A 20,341-nucleotide genomic window follows, 5' to 3' on the forward strand; every position below is an offset into this window, starting at 1 on the left:
ATTAAGTGAATAGGTTATATTATTCCTGTCGATACTTTCAATAGGAGGGTTTATGATATGGATAATTGTTTCGAATTAGATTCACTATTACCTAATTCACATCATGAACTAGGTGAATATTTGTATATAAAATTAAAAAATATTATTGCAGAAAATCGTCCTATAATTTTTTTATGTATAGGTACAGATCGTGCAACAGGAGACTCATTAGGGCCTTTAATTGGTTATAAACTTAAAAATTTATCACAAAAAAATATTTATATATACGGTTCTTTGGAATATCCTGTCCATTCCGTTAATTTAGTAGATATTTTAAATAAAATTGATTCTAGTTTTAAAAATCCTTTTATTATTGGAATAGATGCCTCCCTAGGCAATGTGCAACAAATTGGCAAAATATTTATTGAAGACCTACCATTACATCCTGGTTTAGCATTAGATAAGGATTTGCCTACGGTAGGAGAAATGAGTATAAAAGGTGTTGTAAATATATCTGGTAATTTAGATTTTATGATGCTTCAAAATACTAGATTATTTGTGGTTATGTCTTTAGCAGATTGTATATCTAATGGAATTAGACATTTCATTAATAAAGCCCTTTCTAATAATACCTTGTTATCATATGATTAATTCCATTAATATAGATATAAAAAATAACATGGTTATAATAAAGAAATTTATTATAACCATGTTATTTTAATTTTTACTATTAATAGCTTCATTTAATACATGAATTTCTTCCTCTGATAAATCATATCTTGATATTCCCTTATCTATAGGCTTTGCATAAGTTGTACTATCATGTCTAGAATATATTCCTGTTATAATAACACCATCATTAAATGAATCTAATATCGCTACTGAGAAACTTAAGTCACTTCCAACATCCTCAAAAGCTTTATATCTCATAATAGCAATTTTATTTACGCAACCTTTCATTTCTTCAGAAATTGCTTTACATTCATTAATAGCTAGCTCTGATTGTTCAAGTGCTTTTCCAATATTATCTAAGTTATCATTTAAAGCTTCTTCTAAATTTTTATTATTGACACCACGCATCATCTTTCTATACTTTTTTTCAAGTTTATTTACAGATGATAATAATATCATTGTCATTATAAATAATAATAATGTGATTATTGATAATCCTATTATTATAAAGATTGAATATTGATTAATTATATTTATTATGCTGTCCATCTTCTGCATCTTCCCTTCAAATGTTTCACGTGAAACATTTATAAATTAATTATCTCTAGTATTCTTTGCAAATCCTCTTCAGAATAGTATTCAATCTCAATTTTCCCTTTATTATTTTTATTAGTTATATTAACCTTAGTTCCAAAATAATTTTCTAGTCTTTCAGTTAAATCTTTATAATAAGGATTATTTTCTTTTCGAGATTTACTTTTAGATCGACCAGAATTATCTTTTAACTTTCTAATCTGCATTTCTAATTCTCTTACTGATAGCTTATCATCAATAACATTTTGAGCTAATTCACATTGAAGCTTACTATCAGTAATAGCTAATAAAGCTCTTCCATGCCCTTCAGATATAACCCCTTCAATAATATATTGCTGAACATCATCACTTAAATTTAATAATCTTAATGTATTAGTTATAGCAACACGTGATTTTCCAATTCTTTTACTTAATTGCTCTTGAGTCAAACTAAAGTCATTTATCAATTTTTTATATGCAGTAGCTTCTTCTATAGAGTTTAAGTCTTCTCTTTGAATATTTTCAATTAAAGATATTTCTAATACTTGCTTTTCAGTTAATTCCATTACTACAGCAGGAACTTCTTTTACTCCTATTGTTTTAGCAGCTCTCCATCTTCTTTCCCCAGCAACAATTACATATTCACCCTTATCTTTTTTTAATATTAAAGGCTGTATTATTCCATTGCTTTTTATAGATTCCGCTAATTCCATAATTCTTTCGTCATCAAATCTTTTTCTTGGTTGACTATCATTATTTTTAATTAAATTAATATCAATTAATGTATATCCTTCATTTTTAACTTCTGTTTTAGGTTCTTTTTTATCTAAAATCATAGTATCTTCAGGTATAAGAGCATTTAGACCTTTACCCAACCCAAATTTTTTGCTCATGTTTCTCAACCCCTTTATTGCTTACTTAAAAACTCTTTCGCAAATTTTTTATATGCTGCAGCGCCTTTGCACTTTTCATCATAAAGCATAATAGGTAATCCAAAACTTGGTGCCTCTGCCAATCTTATATTTCTAGCAATAGTCGTTTCATATACCTTATCATTGAAGAATTTTTTTGCTTCCTCATATACTTCATTACTCAAATTAGTTCTATAGTCATACATAGTCATTACTACACCTTCTATATCAAGAGACTTATTTAATGATTTTTTAACTAATTGAACTGTATTAATTAATTGACCTACACCCTCTAATGCATAGAATTCACATTGTATTGGAATCAGTACTGAATCAACAGCAGTTAATGCATTTATTGTTAAAACACCTAATGATGGTGGGCAATCTATGAATATAAAATCATATTGATCTTGTATCTTAGATATTTCTCTTAAAAGAATAGTTTCCCTATCCTTTACTCCTATAATTTCAACTTCTGCACCTGCTAATTCCATAGTTGATGGTGCTATGTATAAATTAGGAATTAATTCACTCTTAATAATAACATTTTCTAAAGAAGTATCAGCAGTTAATACATCATACATAGAATATTCTAAGTTTCTCTTATCTAATCCTAAACCGCTAGTTGTATTTCCCTGAGGATCAATATCTATTGTTAATACTCTATAGCCCTCCATTGCTAGAAAAGCACATAAATTTATATTAGTAGTAGTTTTTCCAACTCCACCCTTTTGATTAAAAATACAAATTTTTTTCATAAAAAGTCCTTATTAAGGACTTCACCCCCTTCCCATATGTATATTATATATATTTTCTTGTAATAGTTAAAGATAGTGTTATTAAAAATAAGATGAAATTTAAGTTAATTATTATTTCACGTGAAATATTTAATAAAAAATTTTTCTTAGTAAATGTTTCACGTGAAACATATTATAAAAAGGCACTCAAAATAAAGCTTGAGTGCCTTGAAAATCTTATTTGTTTTTAGGTATAGAAACTGTTATCTCAATACATTCTTCCTTATCTTGAAGTTTGTATTCAGCGGGAATATTAAACTTATTTAATACTTGCTTTATAGTATTAACATATAACTTCCCAGGTAAAACCCCTTTACCTTTTCTCTTTTTCATTTGTTCACCAGCTAATTTTAATAACTCAGTATTAATTAGCTCTTCAGTTTTCTTTACATTTAAAGAATTTGCTATTACTTTTTTCACAACCTTTAATTGTAATTCTTCATTTGGTAAACTTAATAACGCTCTTGCATGTCTTTCCGTTAGATTATTTTCAAGACATAAAATTCTTACTTTATCGCTTAGCTTTAATAATCTCAATTTATTAGCTATTGTTGATTGTTTTTTACCCATTCTTTTTGCTAATTCTTCTTGAGTAAACTTATGGTCATTAATTAAATTGTAATATGCTTCAGCTTCTTCCATGAAATTTAAATCTTCTCTTTGCAGGTTTTCTAATAATGCTAATTCTGCTGATTCTGTATCTGTAATATCAATTACATTACACGGTACAAATTCAAGTTCTGCCATTCTAGCGGCTCTCCATCTTCTTTCCCCTGCTACTAATTCAAATTTATCTCCCATTCTTCTAACTGTAATAGGTTGAATTATACCATGTTCTATAATCGATTGGCTTAATTCATTTAGTGCTTCTTCATTAAAAAACTTTCTTGGTTGATATGTATTTGGAAAAATACTCTCTACCTTTATGTTCATTATTTCTTTATTCATATTTGTACGACCATCCCTCACAATTTGTTAATCAACATTTAGTTCCATATTTTAACAATTCCGCTTTTTCTTTTTTATTTCCTTCTATATTCTTATAGTTTTGTAAGACAAATCATTATATTATTTTTTATTTCATATGGTACCCTACTATATATAATTTGTTTTATTCTATAATGGCTTTTTAGTAATTGTTCCTGCTTTTCTTGGATAAGTCTTAGGACATGGTTTTATTTTTTCAACCTCTACAATATTATGTTTTAAGTCAGTTTCTTCAATAGAAACTTCTATTATTCCCTTTAACTCTCCACCTAAAGTTTTTATTGCATTACCAGCATTTTTAAGTTCTTCATCTATAGAAGGCCCTTTTAAGGCTACAAAATATCCACCTTTTCTTACATATGGCATACAGAATTCAGATAAAACAGCCATATTAGCTACAGCTCTTGAAGTTGCAACATCAAATTTCTCTCTTAATTCTTGTTTTCTAGCCCCATCTTCAGCTCTTGAGTGAATAGTTGTAACATTTTTTAACCCAAGTTCTCTTACTACTATATTTAAATAATTAATTCTCTTATTTAATGAATCTAAAAGAGTTACTTCTACATTTGGATTCATTATTGCTATTGGTAATCCTGGAAAACCAGCTCCTGTTCCAACATCAATTATATTCCTAGCATTCTTAATTGCATCAGACTTAAATGCTTTAATACAGTCTATAAAATGCTTTTTTATAACTTCCTCATCTTCAGTTATAGCTGTTAAGTTAATTTTCTCATTCCATTCTTGAAGAAGTCTCATATATTTAATGAATTGCTCATATTGTACTTCTGTTAATTCTAATCCTACTTCATTAGCAGCTTCTTTCATTAAGTCAAAAAATTTCATTTTATTCCTCCACTTTATTCTTCTTATATTGATGTTCTAAATAAATAAGTAATACAGATATATCTGCTGGAGAAACTCCTGATATTCTTGAAGCCTGACCTATACTTACAGGTCTTATTGAACTTAATTTTTGAATAGCTTCAACTCTTAATCCCTTTATATCATTATAATCTATATTTTCTGGTAATAGCTTCTTTTCGAACTTCTTAAATTGCTTAACTTGATCCAATTGACTAGCTATATATCCTTCATATTTTGCTATTATATTTACTTGTTCCCCAATATCATCTGTATAATTAGGTCTTTCTAAATCTAATGGTGCTAACATGAAATAATCTAATTCAGGTCTCTTGATTAATTCATACATGCTAATAGGTTTCTTTAATTCTGTAGAATTAAGACTAACTAAGAATTCATTATTTTCTCTCTTATTAGTTATTTGTAAATTCTTTAATCTTTCAACTTCACTTTCTATATTAGCTTTTCTATTTAAGAATCTATTATATCTTTCGTCTGTTACTAACCCTACTCTTCTTCCTATTTCAGTTAATCTAAAATCTGCATTGTCTTGTCTTAATAACAATCTATATTCAGCCCTAGAAGTCATCATTCTATAAGGTTCGTTTGTACCTTTTGTAACTAAATCATCTATTAAAACTCCTGCATATGCATCAGAACGAGTTAATATCATTGGCTCTTCACCTTTAATCTTTAAAGCCGCATTAATACCTGCTACTATCCCTTGTGCAGCAGCCTCTTCATATCCTGAACTACCATTTAATTGCCCTGCTCCATATAATCCTTCTATTGTTTTAAACTCTAATGTTGGCTTTAATTGCATAGGATTAATTGAATCATATTCAATTGCATATGCAGTTCTTAAAAATTCAACATTTTCAAGTCCATCTAATGTTCTATACATCTTAATTTGAACATCTTCTGGTAATGATGAAGACATTCCACCTACATACATCTCTAATGTATCTTCACCTTCAGGTTCTATGAATATTTGATGTCTATTCTTATCAGGGAATTTCATAACCTTATCTTCTATAGATGGGCAATATCTTGGTCCTACCCCTTCAATACTTCCGTTATATAAAGGTGATCTACCTATATTTTCTCTTATAATATTATGAGTTTCCTCATTAGTGTAAGTTAACCAACAAGAAATTTGTTCTCTTTCAATATTATCATTCATGAATGAAAATGGTACTATCTTTTCATCACCTGGTTGTTCTATCATCTTAGAAAAATCTACGGACTTTCTATTTATTCTTGCTGGTGTACCAGTCTTAAATCTTCTCATTTCGATTCCAAGATCCATTAAATGTTGAGTTAATTCATTAGCTGGTGCTAAACCATTTGGTCCACTATTATAAATAACATCACCAATTATTACTTTTGCTCTTAAATATGTACCTGTTGTTAAAATTATTGCTTTACATTTAAAAAATGCTCCATTTTTAGTTAAAACACCAACAACTTTACCATCTTCTATATCAATATCAATAACTTCAAGTTGTCTAACCTCAAGATTCTCTTGATTTTCTAATACACTTTTCATTCTGTTTTGATATTTTTTTCTATCTGCTTGTGCTCTTAATGAGTGTACTGCCGGTCCTTTAGAAGTATTTAGCATTCTTGATTGAATAAATGTTTCATCTATATTAACTCCCATTTCTCCACCAAGTGCATCAATTTCTCTTACTAAATGTCCTTTAGCTGTACCTCCTATATTAGGATTACATGGCATTAATCCGATTGCATCAAGATTTATTGTGCATACTAATGTCTTTAATCCCATTCTAGCTGACGCAAGTCCTGCCTCACATCCTGCATGACCAGCACCAACTACAACTACGTCGTATTCTCCTGCATTATATCTCATTTCTATACTCCTACTTTCCTACACAGAAATCTCCAAATATTTTATTTACTAAGTCTTCTTCTAATTCATCACCAGTGATTTCATTTAAAGCTCTTAGTGCTGAAGTAACAAAAATAGATATTAAATCTAAATATTCGTTCATTCTTACTTTACTTAATGCCATTTCAGCATTTTCTAATGCTCTAAATAAAGCTTGCTTATGTCTTGAATTAGATATAATTAGACTTTCTGTATCAATTTTTCCACTAAAGAATAGTTCTTTTATGGTTTCTTTTAAATCACTTAATCCTATTTCTTCCTTAGCTGATATCTTGATTATGTTCTCAAAGTTGCTTATTACATTTTCATCTATCTTACATTCTAAGTCTATCTTATTTAATATAACAACACACTTCTTATCTCCAACAGAATCAATAATTTCTTTGTCCTCATCATCTAATTCTCTTGAAGAATCAAGTACTAATAATACTAAATCAGCTTCTTGAATTTTTTCTCTTGATCTTTCAACTCCAATTTTTTCTACAACATCTTCAGTTTCTCTAATCCCTGCTGTATCTATTATTTTGACAGGAATTCCATCTAAATTTATGTACTCTTCTATAATATCTCTTGTTGTTCCAGCAATATCAGTTACTATTGCTCTTTTTTGTCTTAATAAGGCATTTAATAGTGATGATTTACCTACATTAGGCTTACCTACAATCGCTAAGCTTAATCCTTCTCTTATTAGCTTTCCTTCATCTGCACTCTTTAAAAGTCCATTCATTTCACTTATAGCCTTTTCTAAACTTTCTCCAACCTTTAATGGTATACTTGGATCTATTTCTTCATCATCTTCTGTAAAGTCAACTGCAAACTCAACTAAAGCTAATATATTTAACATATACTCTCTTAATCTATTAATTTCTTTCGATAAATATCCATTACTCTGCATTAATGCTGATTTCATTGCTAAATCAGTTTTAGCAGTTATTATATCCATAACAGCTTCAGCTTGAGATAAATCAATTCTACCGTTTAAAAATGCTCTTTTTGTAAATTCTCCTGGTTCTGCAAGTCTTGCTCCAGCCTTTATTACTGTTTCTAAAACTTTATTAGTTGAAACAACTCCACCATGACAATTTATTTCTATTGTATCTTCTGCTGTAAAACTCTTAGGTCCTTTCATAAAACTAATTATCACTTCATCAATAAGCTCATTAGTTTCTCCATCATAAATATGTCCATACTTCATTGTATAAGATTTCATATTTCTAATATCATCATTGCTTTTAGGCTTAAATATCTTTGATGCTATATCTAATGCTTTATCTCCTGATATTCTAATAATTGCAATACCACCTTCACCTAAAGCAGTAGCTATAGCACATATTGTATCAAATTCTTTCATTCTTAATCCTCCGGATTTTCCGTTTTTAATTATTATGCCCTATTTTCGCTATTATTCATTTTACATAACTATTTTATATAAGTCAAAATTCTAAAAAAATAATAAGAGAAGACTTAAAAAAGTCTTCTCTTATTATTTTTTGAAACTTATTACTATTCTTCTAAAAGGCTCTTCACCTTCACTATATGTGTTAATATCATTATATTCTTGTAACGCTGAATGAATAATTCTTCTTTCATATGGGTTCATAGGTTCTAATTTGTAAGGTCTTTTAGATTTTCTTACTTTATAAGCAGCTTTTTGAGCAACTCTTACTAGAGTTTCTTCCCTTTTGCTTCTATAATTTTCTGCATCTAATACGACTCTCTTGTAAGGATTTTCATGATTCTTATTTATTACTAAAGAAACTAAATATTGAAGCGAATCTAATGTTTCACCTCTATACCCTATTACTAATCCCATCTTATCGCCACATAAATTAATATTTACAACATCATTTTCTTCTTTAATATTAATATCAGCCTTTATATTCATAGAATTTAATACATCAGTTAAAAACTTTTTTGCATTATCTATACTATCAGGCTTTTTAGTTACCCTAACCTTTGCTGGCTTAGCTCCTATTAGGTTAAATAAACCCTTACTACCCTCATCAATTATCTCAACATCTACATTTTCTTTTGTAAGCTTTAATTCATCTAATGCATTTTTTAAAGCTTCATCAACCGTTTTACCAGTCATTTCTATTGTTTTCATACCCTATTCACCACCTATAAAATATGATAATTATCTCTTTTTAGTTTTTGGTGTAGATTTTTTAGCTTTTTGAATTTTAGCTTGCGCCGCCTTTTCTTCTTCAACTTTTTTCTTTTTCATTGCTGGACGATAATTTAAGAAATATGTTTGAATTAATTGAATTATCCCACCAGTTATCCAATAAATTATTAATATTGGTTGGAATTGAAGAGACATGAATCCCATCATACCTGACATAACAATATTCATAGTACTCATATTCATTCCGCCTTCTTGCTGAGGCATTGATTTACTTAATAATAATGATGGTATATAAGTACTTAATGCTGCTAATATAGCTAGTATTATAGAAACAAATCCAATCCCTTTTGGATAAGCGAATATATCTGGTATGAATAAGAACGATGTATCAGCCCCAGGTGTTGCTGTTATAGTTCTAAATACCCCATATAAAGCAAATAATATAGGTAATGGTAATAATGTTGGTAGACATCCACCGAACATACTAACATTGTTTTCTTTCATTAATTTAGAAGTTTCTAATTGTAACTTCTGTGGGTCATTTGCATACTTCTTTTGAAGTTTTTGCATTTCTGGTTGTATTTCTTGCATTTTTGCATTCGATTTTGTTGCTTTAATATTAAGAGGTAATATTAATAATCTTATAATTGCTGTAAAAAGCACGATTGCTAATACATACGAAATCCCTTCTGCATGTTCTGGTACCCCTAATGCAATAATCATATTATGTAAAGCATCGAACATTTTCGTCATTACATTTACAATTGCATTCCACATTCTAATAGCCTCCTTATTTTACCGGATCATATCCCCCATTTTTGTTAAAAGGATTACACCTTAAAATTCTCATTATAGATAAAAATCCTCCTTTAAGTACACCATATTTAGTAATTGCCTCAACTGCATACTGTGAGCATGTAGGAACAAATATACATCTTCTAGGTCTCATAGGAGAATAATATTTTTGATATAGCTTTATAATATTTAAAAGCAATTTTTTCATTTTAAATATATTCCTGCCTTTTTCAATAAGTTTATCATAGCTGCTTCTACATCGCTATATTTTTTTTCATTAATAGCACTTCTAGCTACAAAAACAAAATCATATCCAGTCTTAATGTCTTTAACATTTAACCTATAGCTTTCATATATTAATCTTTTACTTCTACTTCTTACTACACTATTTCCAACTTTTTTACTTACAGAAATTCCTACCTTATTATATAATTCATTTTCTTCATTAATATTCTTCTTATTATTAAAAACATATAGAACTAATAATTTATTAGCATAAGACTTTCCTCTTCTGTAAACAAGTCTAAATTCTGTATTCTTTCTTAATTTGTATATCATAAGTTTTAATAAACTCTCCTTAAAATACCTGCATGTGCAGAAAAAAGGCCACAAAGTGCGGCCCTTATGCTGTTAATTTTTTTCTACCTTTTTGTCTTCTTCTCTTAAGAACAGTTCTTCCTGAAGCAGTGCTCATTCTCTTTCTGAAACCATGTTCTTTTTTTCTTTGTCTCTTTTTTGGTTGGTATGTCATGAACATTCGAAATACACCCCCTTTGAGTGATTTATTTATAGTAAAAACTATATTTCTCAATTTAAAGTTACCTTATCATTATATATATTTACCTTTTTACTGTCAATATGAATTAAATTCCGCAAAACTGTTGATAATTTTATTCACAGGTTAAAATTTGTGGATAACTTATTGATAACTTATGTAACTATATGATATTATTAAGTATAAGTGTGAATAAAAATGTGAATAACTTAACTTATCCACAATTGTGGATTAATCTGTGTATAACTTGTTCAATCTTTCTTATTAACTCTATAATTACGTAGTTATTATTATCAAAACTAGGGCTTTTATTCGCTGTTAATAATATCTATGTTTATAATATCTAAAATTGTGGATAACTATAATGTAATTATATTATCTACATAAATTGTTAACATGTTATTAATTTTATCAACTTTATCAACATAATCATTTTTTTGTTAATAACTTTGTTGATATCTTGTTAATAATTTTTTAAAATTTCTTTTTTTGGAGGATAGCTTAAATGGAAACTGAGCTTAAAGAATTGTGGGAAAAAACCCTAAACATAATAAAAGGCGAGTTAACTGAGGTTAGTTTTAACACTTGGATTAAAAGTTGCGAGCCAATATCCATGTCATCAAATACTATCATAATCAGTGTTCCGAATTCCTTCACTCAAGATATATTAGAAAAAAGGTATAAAGATTTAGTTATAAATTCAATCGAAGCTGCTTGTTCAAAAACATATAATTTAGATTTTGTTATAGCATCTGAAATACAAGAAGCGGAAGAAAAAAATGAAACAAATAAAAATACTAATAAAAATGATGGAATTGCTGTTACTGTAAATGACGAAATGTCTAGTACATTAAATCCAAAATATACTTTTGATTCATTTGTAATAGGTAATAGTAATAGATTTGCTCATGCTGCATCTCTTGCTGTTGCTGAATCTCCAGCTAAAGCTTATAATCCTCTTTTCATTTATGGAGGCGTGGGACTAGGGAAAACACACTTAATGCATGCAATTGGACATTATATTCTTCAAAATAATCCAAATGCAAAAGTTGTTTATGTTTCATCTGAGAAATTTACTAACGAACTGATAAATGCAATAAAAGATGATAAAAATGAAGAATTTAGAACTAAATACAGAAGCGTTGATGTCTTATTAATAGACGATATTCAATTTATCGCTGGCAAGGAAAGAACTCAAGAAGAGTTTTTCCATACTTTTAATACATTGCATGAAGCAAATAAACAAATAATTCTATCATCAGATAGGCCCCCTAAAGAAATTCCTACTTTAGAGGATAGATTACGTTCAAGATTTGAATGGGGTCTTATTGCTGATATTCAAGCACCTGACTTTGAAACAAGAATGGCTATTTTAAAGAAAAAGGCTGATGTAGAAAAGCTAAATGTTCCTAATGAAGTTATGGTATACATAGCTACTAAGATAAAGTCTAACATTAGAGAACTTGAAGGTGCATTAATTAGAATTGTAGCATATTCATCTTTAACAAATCGTGAAATTACTGTTGATTTAGCTACTGAAGCTTTAAAAGATATAATTTCAAATAAACAAAATAAAAGCATTACTATAGATCTTATTCAAGATGTTGTAGCTGCTTACTTTAATTTAAGAGTTGAGGACTTGAAATCACAGAGAAGAACAAGAAACGTAGCATATCCAAGACAGATAGCTATGTATTTAAGCAGAAAACTTACAGACATGTCATTACCTAAAATTGGCGAGGAATTTGGTGGACGTGACCATACTACTGTAATTCATGCTTATGAAAAAATATCAGAAAGCCTAAATAAAGACGAGAGCTTAGAACACACAATAAATGATATAACAAAAAAGTTAACTCAAAAATAATCAACAACTGTACATAATAACTAGTGAATAGTTTGTGGATAAGTCATTTATTCGTCTTTGGCTGTGAATACTGTGGATAAGAGTATGATTTTGTTACCGACTTATCCACAGTATTTTTTGCATGAATTTTATTGAAAAATAAGGGCTGGAGGTACTTATCCACATATCCACAGCCCTTACTACTACTATTATTATATTTATTATATATATATTATCTATTTAAATTGCATAATTCTATGTGCATAACTGTGTATAACTTAGGAGGTAAGATTATGAACATAATATGCTCAAAGCAAAAATTACAAGATGGAATTTCTATCGTTACAAAAGCTATAACAGGAAAAACTACTATGCCTGTATTAGAAGGTATTTACATTCAAGCCACTAAAGAAGGTCTAACATTAATAGGATCTGATATGGATGTTAGTATCGAAACAAAAGTAGAAGCTGAAGTATTAACAGAAGGTAGTATTGTAATTGATTCTAAGATTTTCTCTGAAATAATAAGAAAATTACCAAATTCAGATGTAAAAATAGAAATAGCTGAAAATGATTTAGTTCAAATTACTTGTGAAAAGTCTGTTTTCAATGTTGTTTATATGAATGCAACTGATTATCCAGCGTTACCAAGCATCAATGAAGACCTTAATGTAGAAGTACCACAAAACTTATTAAAAAATATGATAAAAGGAACTTCTTTTGCAATAGCTCTAGATGAAGCTAGACCAATATTACAAGGGATACTTTTTGAAGTTAAAAATAAAGAGCTTAATTTAGTTGCATTAGATGGATATAGATTAGCTGTTAGAAGTGAATTGCTAGATGTTGATGATAACATCGAAGTTGTTATACCAGGAAAAACTTTAAATGAAGTTTCAAAAATATTAGAAGATAATGCTGATATTGTAAAAATCACTTTTACTAACAATCATATTTTATTTAATATTAATAATACAAAAATTATATCTAGATTATTAGATGGTAAATTTGTAAATTATATTTCTCTTTTACCTCAAGAATATAAATTATTAGTGAATGTTAAAAAACAAGAACTTCAACAAGGTATTGAAAGAGCATCACTAATGGCGAAAGACGGAAATAGCAATTTAATAAGATTAGATGTACAAGAAGATACTTTAGTTATCACTTCTAATTCTCAATTGGGAAAGGTAAGAGAAGAAGTTAACATAAATCTGCAAGGTGAAGGAATACAAATTGCATTTAATTCAAGATACTTATTAGATGTATTGAAGAATATGGAAGAAGATGATGTGGTTATTGAAATGACTTCAAGTGTTAGTCCATGTGTAATAAAAGGAAAAAATAGCAATAATGCTAAATACTTAGTTTTACCAGTAAGACTAGTAAGATAGGAGGAACTTGTATAAAACTTGAATAATTATACAAGAAGCGTTATGAATAAAATAGAAATTACAACAGAGTTTATTAAATTAGATTCATTTTTAAAATTTTCAGGTGCAGTATCTATGGGTTCAGAAGCTAAAATGTTAATTTTAGATGAGCTTGTTAAAGTTAATAATGAAATTTGCACTCAAAGAGGAAAAAAATTATATAAAGGTGACATAGTTGAATTTAATGGGGAAAGTTACGAAGTAGTCTAAAGACTATTTTTCCCAGAGTGCTTAACCTTATTAAGTTTAATATGTTATAATTAAAGGTGTTTAAGATGTTTATTAAAAGATTGCAAATGCTTAATTACAGAAATTATAATGTATTGGATATAAGCTTAGGTCCACATGTTAATGTTTTTATGGGCGATAATGCTCAAGGAAAAACTAATATATTAGAGGGTATATACTATTGTGCTTTTGCAAGGTCTCATAGGACATCAAAAGACAGGGAACTTATTAATTGGAATGCTGATAATGCACTTTTAAGTGTTTCTGTTGGTAGAGAGAGATTGGATAAGAGAATAGATATAAGCATTCTTAAGGACGGAAAAAAAGCAATACAAATTAACAAGATTAAAATTAAAAAGATCGGTGAATTATTCGGAAATTTTAATGTTGTTATGTTTTCTCCGGAAGATTTAAAGATAATTAAGGATTCTCCCGGTGTAAGAAGAAAATTCATAGATATGGAGTTGTGTCAATTAAATCCTAAATATTATTATAATCTTGTTCAATACAATAAAGTTTTGAATGAAAGAAACAGCATATTAAGAAATCGAAATATAAATAAAGATATTTTAGAGGTATATGATATGCAATTGGTTGAATTTGGATATAATATAATAATGGAGAGATTAGAATACATTAAAAAGCTAAATAAGTATTCTGAAAAAATACATTCAGACATAACTTCAGGAAAAGAAAAAATTGAATTTAGATATACTAGTACTATTAAAGATTTAGAAAATATAAAAGATAATTTTTATGCACTATTAGAAAAAAATAGAGTTAGAGATAGCGAGAGAGGAATTACCTCTGTAGGACCACATAGAGACGATTTTATAGTCTTAATTAATGATATTGACACAAAAAGCTATGGGTCTCAAGGACAACAAAGAACTGCTGTTTTAACTATTAAATTTGCATCTTTAAAAATCATTAAGGAGCTTACAGGAGAACACCCAGTTTTACTTTTAGATGATGTACTTTCTGAATTAGATTTTAGTAGGAAGAGATATATATTAAGTACAATAGGAGATATCCAAACAATTATTACATGTACTGGAATTGAAGATTTATATGAGTATTTGGATGATAAATCTAAAGTTTTTAAAGTTAAGGATGGAGAAATTCTTAACTAAAGGAGGAGTTCTTATGTTTTTACACTTAGGGGAAAACGTAGTAGTACCAATAAAAGATGTAATTGGTATATTTGACTTACAAACATCAATGTATAGTTCAGATACAATATCATTTTTGAGAATGGCTGAAGAAGACGGATTTGTTGAAAGAATTTCAAAGGAAAGTCCTAAATCATTTGTTATAGCGGAAGTTAATAAAATGAGTAAGGTGTATTTATCACCTATTTCATCATCTACTTTAACTAAGAGAACAAATATTGATTATAATCCATAAGTCCAATATTTAGCCTTCATAGTTAAAAAAATTAAAAGTATAAGGAGGAATTTATGTTGGAAGAGAATAAGCAAAGTTATGATGAAAGTCAGATTCAGGTTTTAGAAGGCTTAGAGGCTGTAAGAAAAAGACCTGGTATGTACATAGGTAGCACGAGTTCTAGGGGTCTTCATCATTTAGTATATGAAATAGTTGATAACAGTATAGATGAGGCATTAGCTGGATTCTGTAAAAATATAGAAGTTGCAATAAATGAAGATAATTCAATTACTGTAGTTGATGATGGTAGAGGTATGCCAGTTGGAATTCACCCTAAAATGGGTAAAGCTACAGTTGAAGTTATAATGACTGTTTTACATGCTGGAGGAAAATTTGGAGGCGGTGGATATAAAGTATCTGGTGGTCTTCATGGAGTTGGTGCTTCAGTAGTTAATGCATTATCTGAATACTGCGAAGTTACAGTTAAAAGAGAAGGTTTCATATGGCAACAAAAATACTCAAGAGGAAATGTTTTATGTGATTTAACGAAGATTGGTGAATCTGATGAACATGGAACTAAGGTATTATTTAAACCAGATCATGAAATTTTTGAAGACACTGTATTTGATTTTGAAGTATTAGCAAGTAGATTAAGAGAATTAGCATTTCTTAACAAAGGAATTGCAATTACTTTAACTGATAAAAGAGAAGGTGAAGAAAGAGTTGAAAAATTCCACTATGAAGGTGGGATAAAAGAATTCGTTTCTTACTTAAATAGAAATAAAGAAGTTTTACATGAGTCTCCTATTTATGTTGAAGGTGAAAAAGATGGAATAATAGCTGAAATTGCCCTTCAATATAACGATGGATATAATGAAAATCTATATTCTTTTGCTAACAATATAGATACTATTGAAGGGGGAACTCATTTAGCTGGATTTAAAAGTGCTTTAACAAGAGCAATAAACGATTATGCTAAGAGATTTGGTCATATTAAAGATAATGATAAGAATCTATCTGGTGATGATGCAAGAGAAGGTCTTACAGCTGTTGTTTCTGTTAAGATATCTGAGCCTCAATTTGAAGGTCAAACTAAAACTAAGTTAGGAAATTCAGAAGTTAGAGGTGTTGTTGATTCAATAGTTGCTGAAGGTGTAAGTATTTTCTTAGAAGAAAATCCTGCAGTAGGTAAGATTATAATAGATAAAGCATTAATGGCAGCAAGAGCTAGAGATGCAGCTAGAAAAGCTAGAGAACTTACAAGAAAATCAGTTCTTGAAAGATCTACACTTCCAGGTAAATTAGCAGATTGTTCATCTAAGGATCCAATGGAATGTGAAATTTATATAGTCGAAGGGGATTCAGCCGGGGGTTCAGCAAAGCAAGGAAGAAATAGAAAATTCCAAGCTATTTTACCTTTAAGAGGTAAAATATTAAATGTTGAAAAACAAAGATTAGATAGAATACTTAATTCAGACACAATCAGATCTATGATTACTGCATTTGGTGCAGGAATAGGAAAAGATTTTGATGAAGCAAAATTAAGATACAATAGAATAATAATAATGACCGATGCCGATGTTGATGGTGCTCATATAAGAACTTTATTATTAACATTCTTCTATAGATATATGAGACCACTTATAGATGGAGGTCATGTTTATATAGCACAACCACCATTATATAAAGTTAGCAAAGGTAAGAGAGAAGAGTATGCATATACGGATGAAGATCTTGATAAGATTTTAGAAGAGTTTGGTGGAAAAGATAACTCAATAAACATTCAAAGATACAAAGGTCTTGGAGAAATGAATGCTAATCAATTATGGGATACAACAATGGACCCAGAACATAGAATTCTTTTAAAAGCAACTGTAGAAGATGCTATTGCTGCTGATGAAATATTCACTATATTAATGGGAGATAAGGTTGAACCAAGAAGAGAATTTATTCAAAAGAATGCTAATAAAGTTAGCAATTTAGATATATAGTACTAAATATTTAGTATTAGTTGAGGTGAGTACATGAACTTAAACGAGGGAAAATTTATACATGTAGATATAAATAAAGAAATGAAAAGATGCTACATTGATTATGCGATGAGCGTAATTGTTGGGCGTGCTCTTCCAGACGTAAGAGATGGTCTTAAACCAGTTCATAGAAGAATTCTTTATGCAATGCAAGAGTTGGGCTTAGAGCCTAATAAGGGATACAGAAAATGTGCCAGAATAGTTGGGGAAGTTTTAGGTAAATATCATCCACATGGTGATTCATCAGTTTATGATGCATTAGTAAGAATGGCTCAAGATTTCTCAATGAGATATATGCTTGTTGACGGTCACGGTAACTTCGGTTCTGTTGATGGAGACAGTGCAGCGGCAATGAGATATACAGAAGCTAAAATGAATAAAATTGCAATTGAAATGCTTAGAGATATTAATAAGAATACTGTTGATTTCATGCCAAACTTTGATGGTGAGGAACAAGAACCAGTAGTGTTACCTTCAAGATATCCAAACCTTTTAGTTAATGGATCTTCAGGTATAGCAGTTGGTATGGCAACAAATATTCCTCCTCATAACTTAGGTGAAGTTATTGATGGAACTATAATGTTAATAGATAATCCTGAAGCTACAGGATTAGATATTATGACATGTATAAAGGGACCTGACTTCCCAACAGGTGGAATAATAATGGGTAAATCAGGTATAAGAGCTGCATATGAAACTGGAAAAGGGAAAATTGTAGTTAGATCTAAAACTGAAATTGAAGAGGAAAATGGAAGACATAGAATAATAGTTACAGAAATTCCATACCAAGTTAATAAGGCTAAACTTATAGAAAGCATTGCTGACTTAGTTAAAGATAAAAAGATTGTTGGAATTTCAGATTTAAGAGATGAATCTGACAGAGACGGTATGAGAATAGTAATAGAATTAAAGAAGGATGCAAATCCAAATGTTGTTTTAAATCTATTATTTAAGCATACAAAGATGCAGGATACTTTTGGTATCATTATGTTAGCTTTAGTAAATAATGAGCCTCAAGTCTTAAATTTAAAAGAAATATTAAGTAACTATATTAGTTTCCAAAAAGAAGTTGTTACTAGAAGAACAATATTTGAATTAGAAAAAGCACAAGCGAGAGCTCATATTCTTGAAGGATTAAGAATAGCTTTAGATAATATTGATGAAGTAATTAATATTATTAGAGGATCAAAAACTAGTGAAATAGCTAAGAATACATTAATCGAAAGATTTGGATTATCTGAAAAACAAGCTGTTGCTATCTTAGAAATGAGATTAAGAAGATTAACAGGCTTAGAAAGAGATAAAATTGAAGAAGAGTATGCTGAGTTAATGAAACTTATTGGCTATTTAAATTCAATTCTTGCAAGTGAAGAAAAATTATTAGGTGTAATTAAAGAAGAATTACTTGAAATAAAGGCAAGATATAACGATGAAAGAAGAACTCAAATAGAAAAAGTTGTTAATGACATTGATATAGAAGATTTAATTCAAGAAGAAGAAACTGTTATTACACTAACTAACTCAGGATATATTAAGAGAATATCAGCTGATACATATTCTGCTCAAAGAAGAGGGGGAAGAGGTATTCAAGCAATGTCTACAAAAGAAGATGATTTCGTAGAACATGTTTTAGTTACTTCGACTCATTCAGATGTATTATTCTTTACTAATAGAGGTAGAGTATATAAGAAGAGAGCATATGAAATTCCTGATGCTGGAAGAACAGCAAAAGGAACTAATATAATAAATCTTATTCAAATAGAACAAGATGAAAAAATAGAAACTGTATTAACTGTTAGAGATAATATTGATGAAGGATATTTATTCATGGCAACTAAGCATGGATTAGTTAAGAAAACACCTTTATCAGAATTTAAGAACTTAAGAAAGAGTGGACTAATAGCTATTAACTTAAGAGAAGGTGATGAACTTCTTAAGGTTAAGGTTACAAGAGGAGATGCTGATATTATAATAGTTTCTCAAGAGGGTAATGCAATTAAGTTCAATGAACAAGATGTAAGACCTATGGGAAGAACAGCATCAGGAGTTAAGTCTATGAACTTAAGAGAAAATGATATAGCTGTTTGTATGGATATAGCAGTTGATGAAGAAGATTTATTAGTAATTAGTGAGAATGGATTTGGTAAGAGAACTCCATTAACTGAATATAAGAGACAAAATAGAGGTGGAGTAGGTCTTATTACTTATAAGATAAGTGAAAAGACAGGTAAGGTTGTAGGTGCTACTGTTTGTAAGCCAGAAGATGAATTAATGCTTATAAATACAAGTGGAATTGCAATTAGAATAAATGTATCTGATATATCAGTAACCAGTAGATCTGCTATGGGAGTTACTTTAATGAGAACTACTGAAGAAGAAAAAGTAGTTGCTGTTGCTAAGATAGCAAGTAATGGAGAAGAAGAAAGTGATGAACAATTAACATTAGAAGCATGTGCAGATAATGAAGTGATTGAAGAAAGCAATGATACTAGTTTAGATAGATTAGTAGAAGAAGCTCAAAAAGAAGATATAGAAGAATAAAATATTAAATATATTTAATTATGTTAAGTGATAAATTACAAATAATAGATTTGTAATTTATCACTTTTTTTATATAAAGTAGAACATAATGCAAAAAAATATATGTACTCTGTGCCTAGTGTATCAATAGTAGAAAAATAAAGTAAAATAAATAAAATAAGAGAAAAATAAATATAATTTAATTTAAATCAAAAAAAATAAAAGATTAATATTTATGTTAATGTTAAGATAAAACACGTCGCTGATGACAAATGAACAAAACAAACGAAAGTTGTTGAATGAGTTTATTTTGAAGTGACAATAAATAATTCATTACCCAATAAAATGTCAAAAAAACTTTTTTAAAAAAAGTTGTTGACAAGGAAAAAGAGTAGTGATAAGATAAAGAAGTCGCTTGAGGGCGACGGAGTAAATGGTCTTTGAAAATTGAACAGAATATAGTTAAAGTAAACCAGCAATTCTTTTGAGAGTCTTAAAACAAAGA

General features: G+C 29.0%; 20 protein-coding genes. 8 read left to right on the forward strand and 12 right to left on the reverse strand.

Annotation, left to right across the window (positions count from 1 at the left end; all coding sequences use genetic code 11):
* The first annotated feature begins 57 nt into the window (after nucleotides 1–57).
* Entirely contained in the window at nucleotides 58–630 is a 573-nt protein-coding gene (yyaC, locus tag ABUA17_RS13045; protein WP_195951399.1) for a spore protease YyaC, read from the forward strand.
* A 66-nt stretch (nucleotides 631–696) separates the two neighbouring features.
* On the opposite strand, the gene ABUA17_RS13050 is transcribed toward yyaC, so the two are convergent.
* The 12 genes from ABUA17_RS13050 to rpmH form a co-directional block, all read right to left on the reverse strand.
* On the reverse strand, nucleotides 697–1,200 hold the full coding sequence (locus ABUA17_RS13050) for a DUF4446 family protein (protein ID WP_042397225.1): 504 nt from the start codon (nucleotides 1,198–1,200) through the stop codon (nucleotides 697–699).
* Between the two features lie 38 nt (nucleotides 1,201–1,238).
* Nucleotides 1,239–2,117: a ParB/RepB/Spo0J family partition protein gene (locus ABUA17_RS13055; protein ID WP_042397221.1), complete on the reverse strand. Its 879-nt coding sequence runs from the start codon at nucleotides 2,115–2,117 to the stop codon at nucleotides 1,239–1,241.
* Between the two features lie 14 nt (nucleotides 2,118–2,131).
* Nucleotides 2,132–2,893, reverse strand: a complete 762-nt coding sequence (locus tag ABUA17_RS13060; protein ID WP_042397219.1) for a ParA family protein — start codon at nucleotides 2,891–2,893, stop codon at nucleotides 2,132–2,134.
* A gap of 216 nt (nucleotides 2,894–3,109) precedes the next feature.
* Nucleotides 3,110–3,880, reverse strand: coding sequence for a nucleoid occlusion protein (noc, locus tag ABUA17_RS13065; RefSeq protein WP_042397216.1), 771 nt, complete (start codon nucleotides 3,878–3,880; stop codon nucleotides 3,110–3,112).
* A gap of 168 nt (nucleotides 3,881–4,048) precedes the next feature.
* Complete coding sequence (gene rsmG, locus ABUA17_RS13070; RefSeq protein WP_042397213.1) at nucleotides 4,049–4,765, reverse strand: 16S rRNA (guanine(527)-N(7))-methyltransferase RsmG; 717 nt, start codon at nucleotides 4,763–4,765, stop codon at nucleotides 4,049–4,051.
* 1 nt (nucleotide 4,766) lies between these two features.
* A complete protein-coding gene (gene mnmG / locus ABUA17_RS13075; protein ID WP_172676196.1) occupies nucleotides 4,767–6,656 on the reverse strand; it encodes a tRNA uridine-5-carboxymethylaminomethyl(34) synthesis enzyme MnmG in 1,890 nt (629 codons plus the stop codon).
* Nucleotides 6,657–6,666: 10 nt separating this feature from the next.
* Entirely contained in the window at nucleotides 6,667–8,046 is a 1,380-nt protein-coding gene (gene mnmE, locus ABUA17_RS13080) for a tRNA uridine-5-carboxymethylaminomethyl(34) synthesis GTPase MnmE (RefSeq protein ID WP_042397208.1), read from the reverse strand.
* Nucleotides 8,047–8,178: 132 nt separating this feature from the next.
* Entirely contained in the window at nucleotides 8,179–8,802 is a 624-nt protein-coding gene (jag, locus tag ABUA17_RS13085) for an RNA-binding cell elongation regulator Jag/EloR (RefSeq protein WP_042397204.1), read from the reverse strand.
* A 30-nt stretch (nucleotides 8,803–8,832) separates the two neighbouring features.
* Nucleotides 8,833–9,600, reverse strand: coding sequence for a membrane protein insertase YidC (gene yidC, locus ABUA17_RS13090; protein WP_042397200.1), 768 nt, complete (start codon nucleotides 9,598–9,600; stop codon nucleotides 8,833–8,835).
* Between the two features lie 13 nt (nucleotides 9,601–9,613).
* Nucleotides 9,614–9,826, reverse strand: coding sequence for a membrane protein insertion efficiency factor YidD (yidD, locus tag ABUA17_RS13095; RefSeq protein ID WP_042397196.1), 213 nt, complete (start codon nucleotides 9,824–9,826; stop codon nucleotides 9,614–9,616).
* Entirely contained in the window at nucleotides 9,823–10,176 is a 354-nt protein-coding gene (gene rnpA / locus ABUA17_RS13100; RefSeq protein ID WP_042397193.1) for a ribonuclease P protein component, read from the reverse strand. Before rnpA ends, yidD begins: the two co-directional genes overlap by 4 nt.
* 64 nt (nucleotides 10,177–10,240) lie before the next feature.
* The gene (gene rpmH, locus ABUA17_RS13105; protein ID WP_032116814.1) at nucleotides 10,241–10,375 is read right to left on the reverse strand and encodes a 50S ribosomal protein L34; all 135 of its coding nucleotides are present in this window, start codon (nucleotides 10,373–10,375) and stop codon (nucleotides 10,241–10,243) included.
* 523 nt (nucleotides 10,376–10,898) lie between these two features.
* Here rpmH and dnaA point away from each other — a divergent pair.
* The 7 genes from dnaA (at nucleotide 10,899) to gyrA (ending at nucleotide 19,857) form a co-directional block, all read left to right on the forward strand.
* Complete coding sequence (gene dnaA / locus ABUA17_RS13110; protein ID WP_042397186.1) at nucleotides 10,899–12,260, forward strand: chromosomal replication initiator protein DnaA; 1,362 nt, start codon at nucleotides 10,899–10,901, stop codon at nucleotides 12,258–12,260.
* Between the two features lie 272 nt (nucleotides 12,261–12,532).
* A complete protein-coding gene (gene dnaN / locus ABUA17_RS13115; protein ID WP_042397184.1) occupies nucleotides 12,533–13,633 on the forward strand; it encodes a DNA polymerase III subunit beta in 1,101 nt (366 codons plus the stop codon).
* A gap of 42 nt (nucleotides 13,634–13,675) precedes the next feature.
* A complete protein-coding gene (locus ABUA17_RS13120; RefSeq protein WP_042397456.1) occupies nucleotides 13,676–13,882 on the forward strand; it encodes an RNA-binding S4 domain-containing protein in 207 nt (68 codons plus the stop codon).
* A gap of 65 nt (nucleotides 13,883–13,947) precedes the next feature.
* The gene (gene recF, locus ABUA17_RS13125) at nucleotides 13,948–15,033 is read left to right on the forward strand and encodes a DNA replication/repair protein RecF (RefSeq protein WP_042397181.1); all 1,086 of its coding nucleotides are present in this window, start codon (nucleotides 13,948–13,950) and stop codon (nucleotides 15,031–15,033) included.
* Between the two features lie 13 nt (nucleotides 15,034–15,046).
* Nucleotides 15,047–15,307, forward strand: coding sequence for an extracellular matrix regulator RemB (remB, locus tag ABUA17_RS13130; protein WP_042397179.1), 261 nt, complete (start codon nucleotides 15,047–15,049; stop codon nucleotides 15,305–15,307).
* Between the two features lie 53 nt (nucleotides 15,308–15,360).
* Nucleotides 15,361–17,277 carry a DNA topoisomerase (ATP-hydrolyzing) subunit B gene (gyrB, locus tag ABUA17_RS13135; RefSeq protein WP_172676195.1) on the forward strand — a complete coding sequence of 639 codons (1,917 nt, stop codon included), beginning with the start codon at nucleotides 15,361–15,363 and terminating at the stop codon, nucleotides 17,275–17,277.
* A 33-nt stretch (nucleotides 17,278–17,310) separates the two neighbouring features.
* On the forward strand, nucleotides 17,311–19,857 hold the full coding sequence (gene gyrA / locus ABUA17_RS13140; RefSeq protein ID WP_055277830.1) for a DNA gyrase subunit A: 2,547 nt from the start codon (nucleotides 17,311–17,313) through the stop codon (nucleotides 19,855–19,857).
* Nucleotides 19,858–20,341 lie beyond the last annotated feature (484 nt).

The organism is Clostridium sp. RTP31139st1_H3_RTP31139_211217, from assembly GCF_040227035.1.
Classification (GTDB): Bacteria; Bacillota; Clostridia; order Clostridiales; family Clostridiaceae; genus Clostridium; species Clostridium saudiense.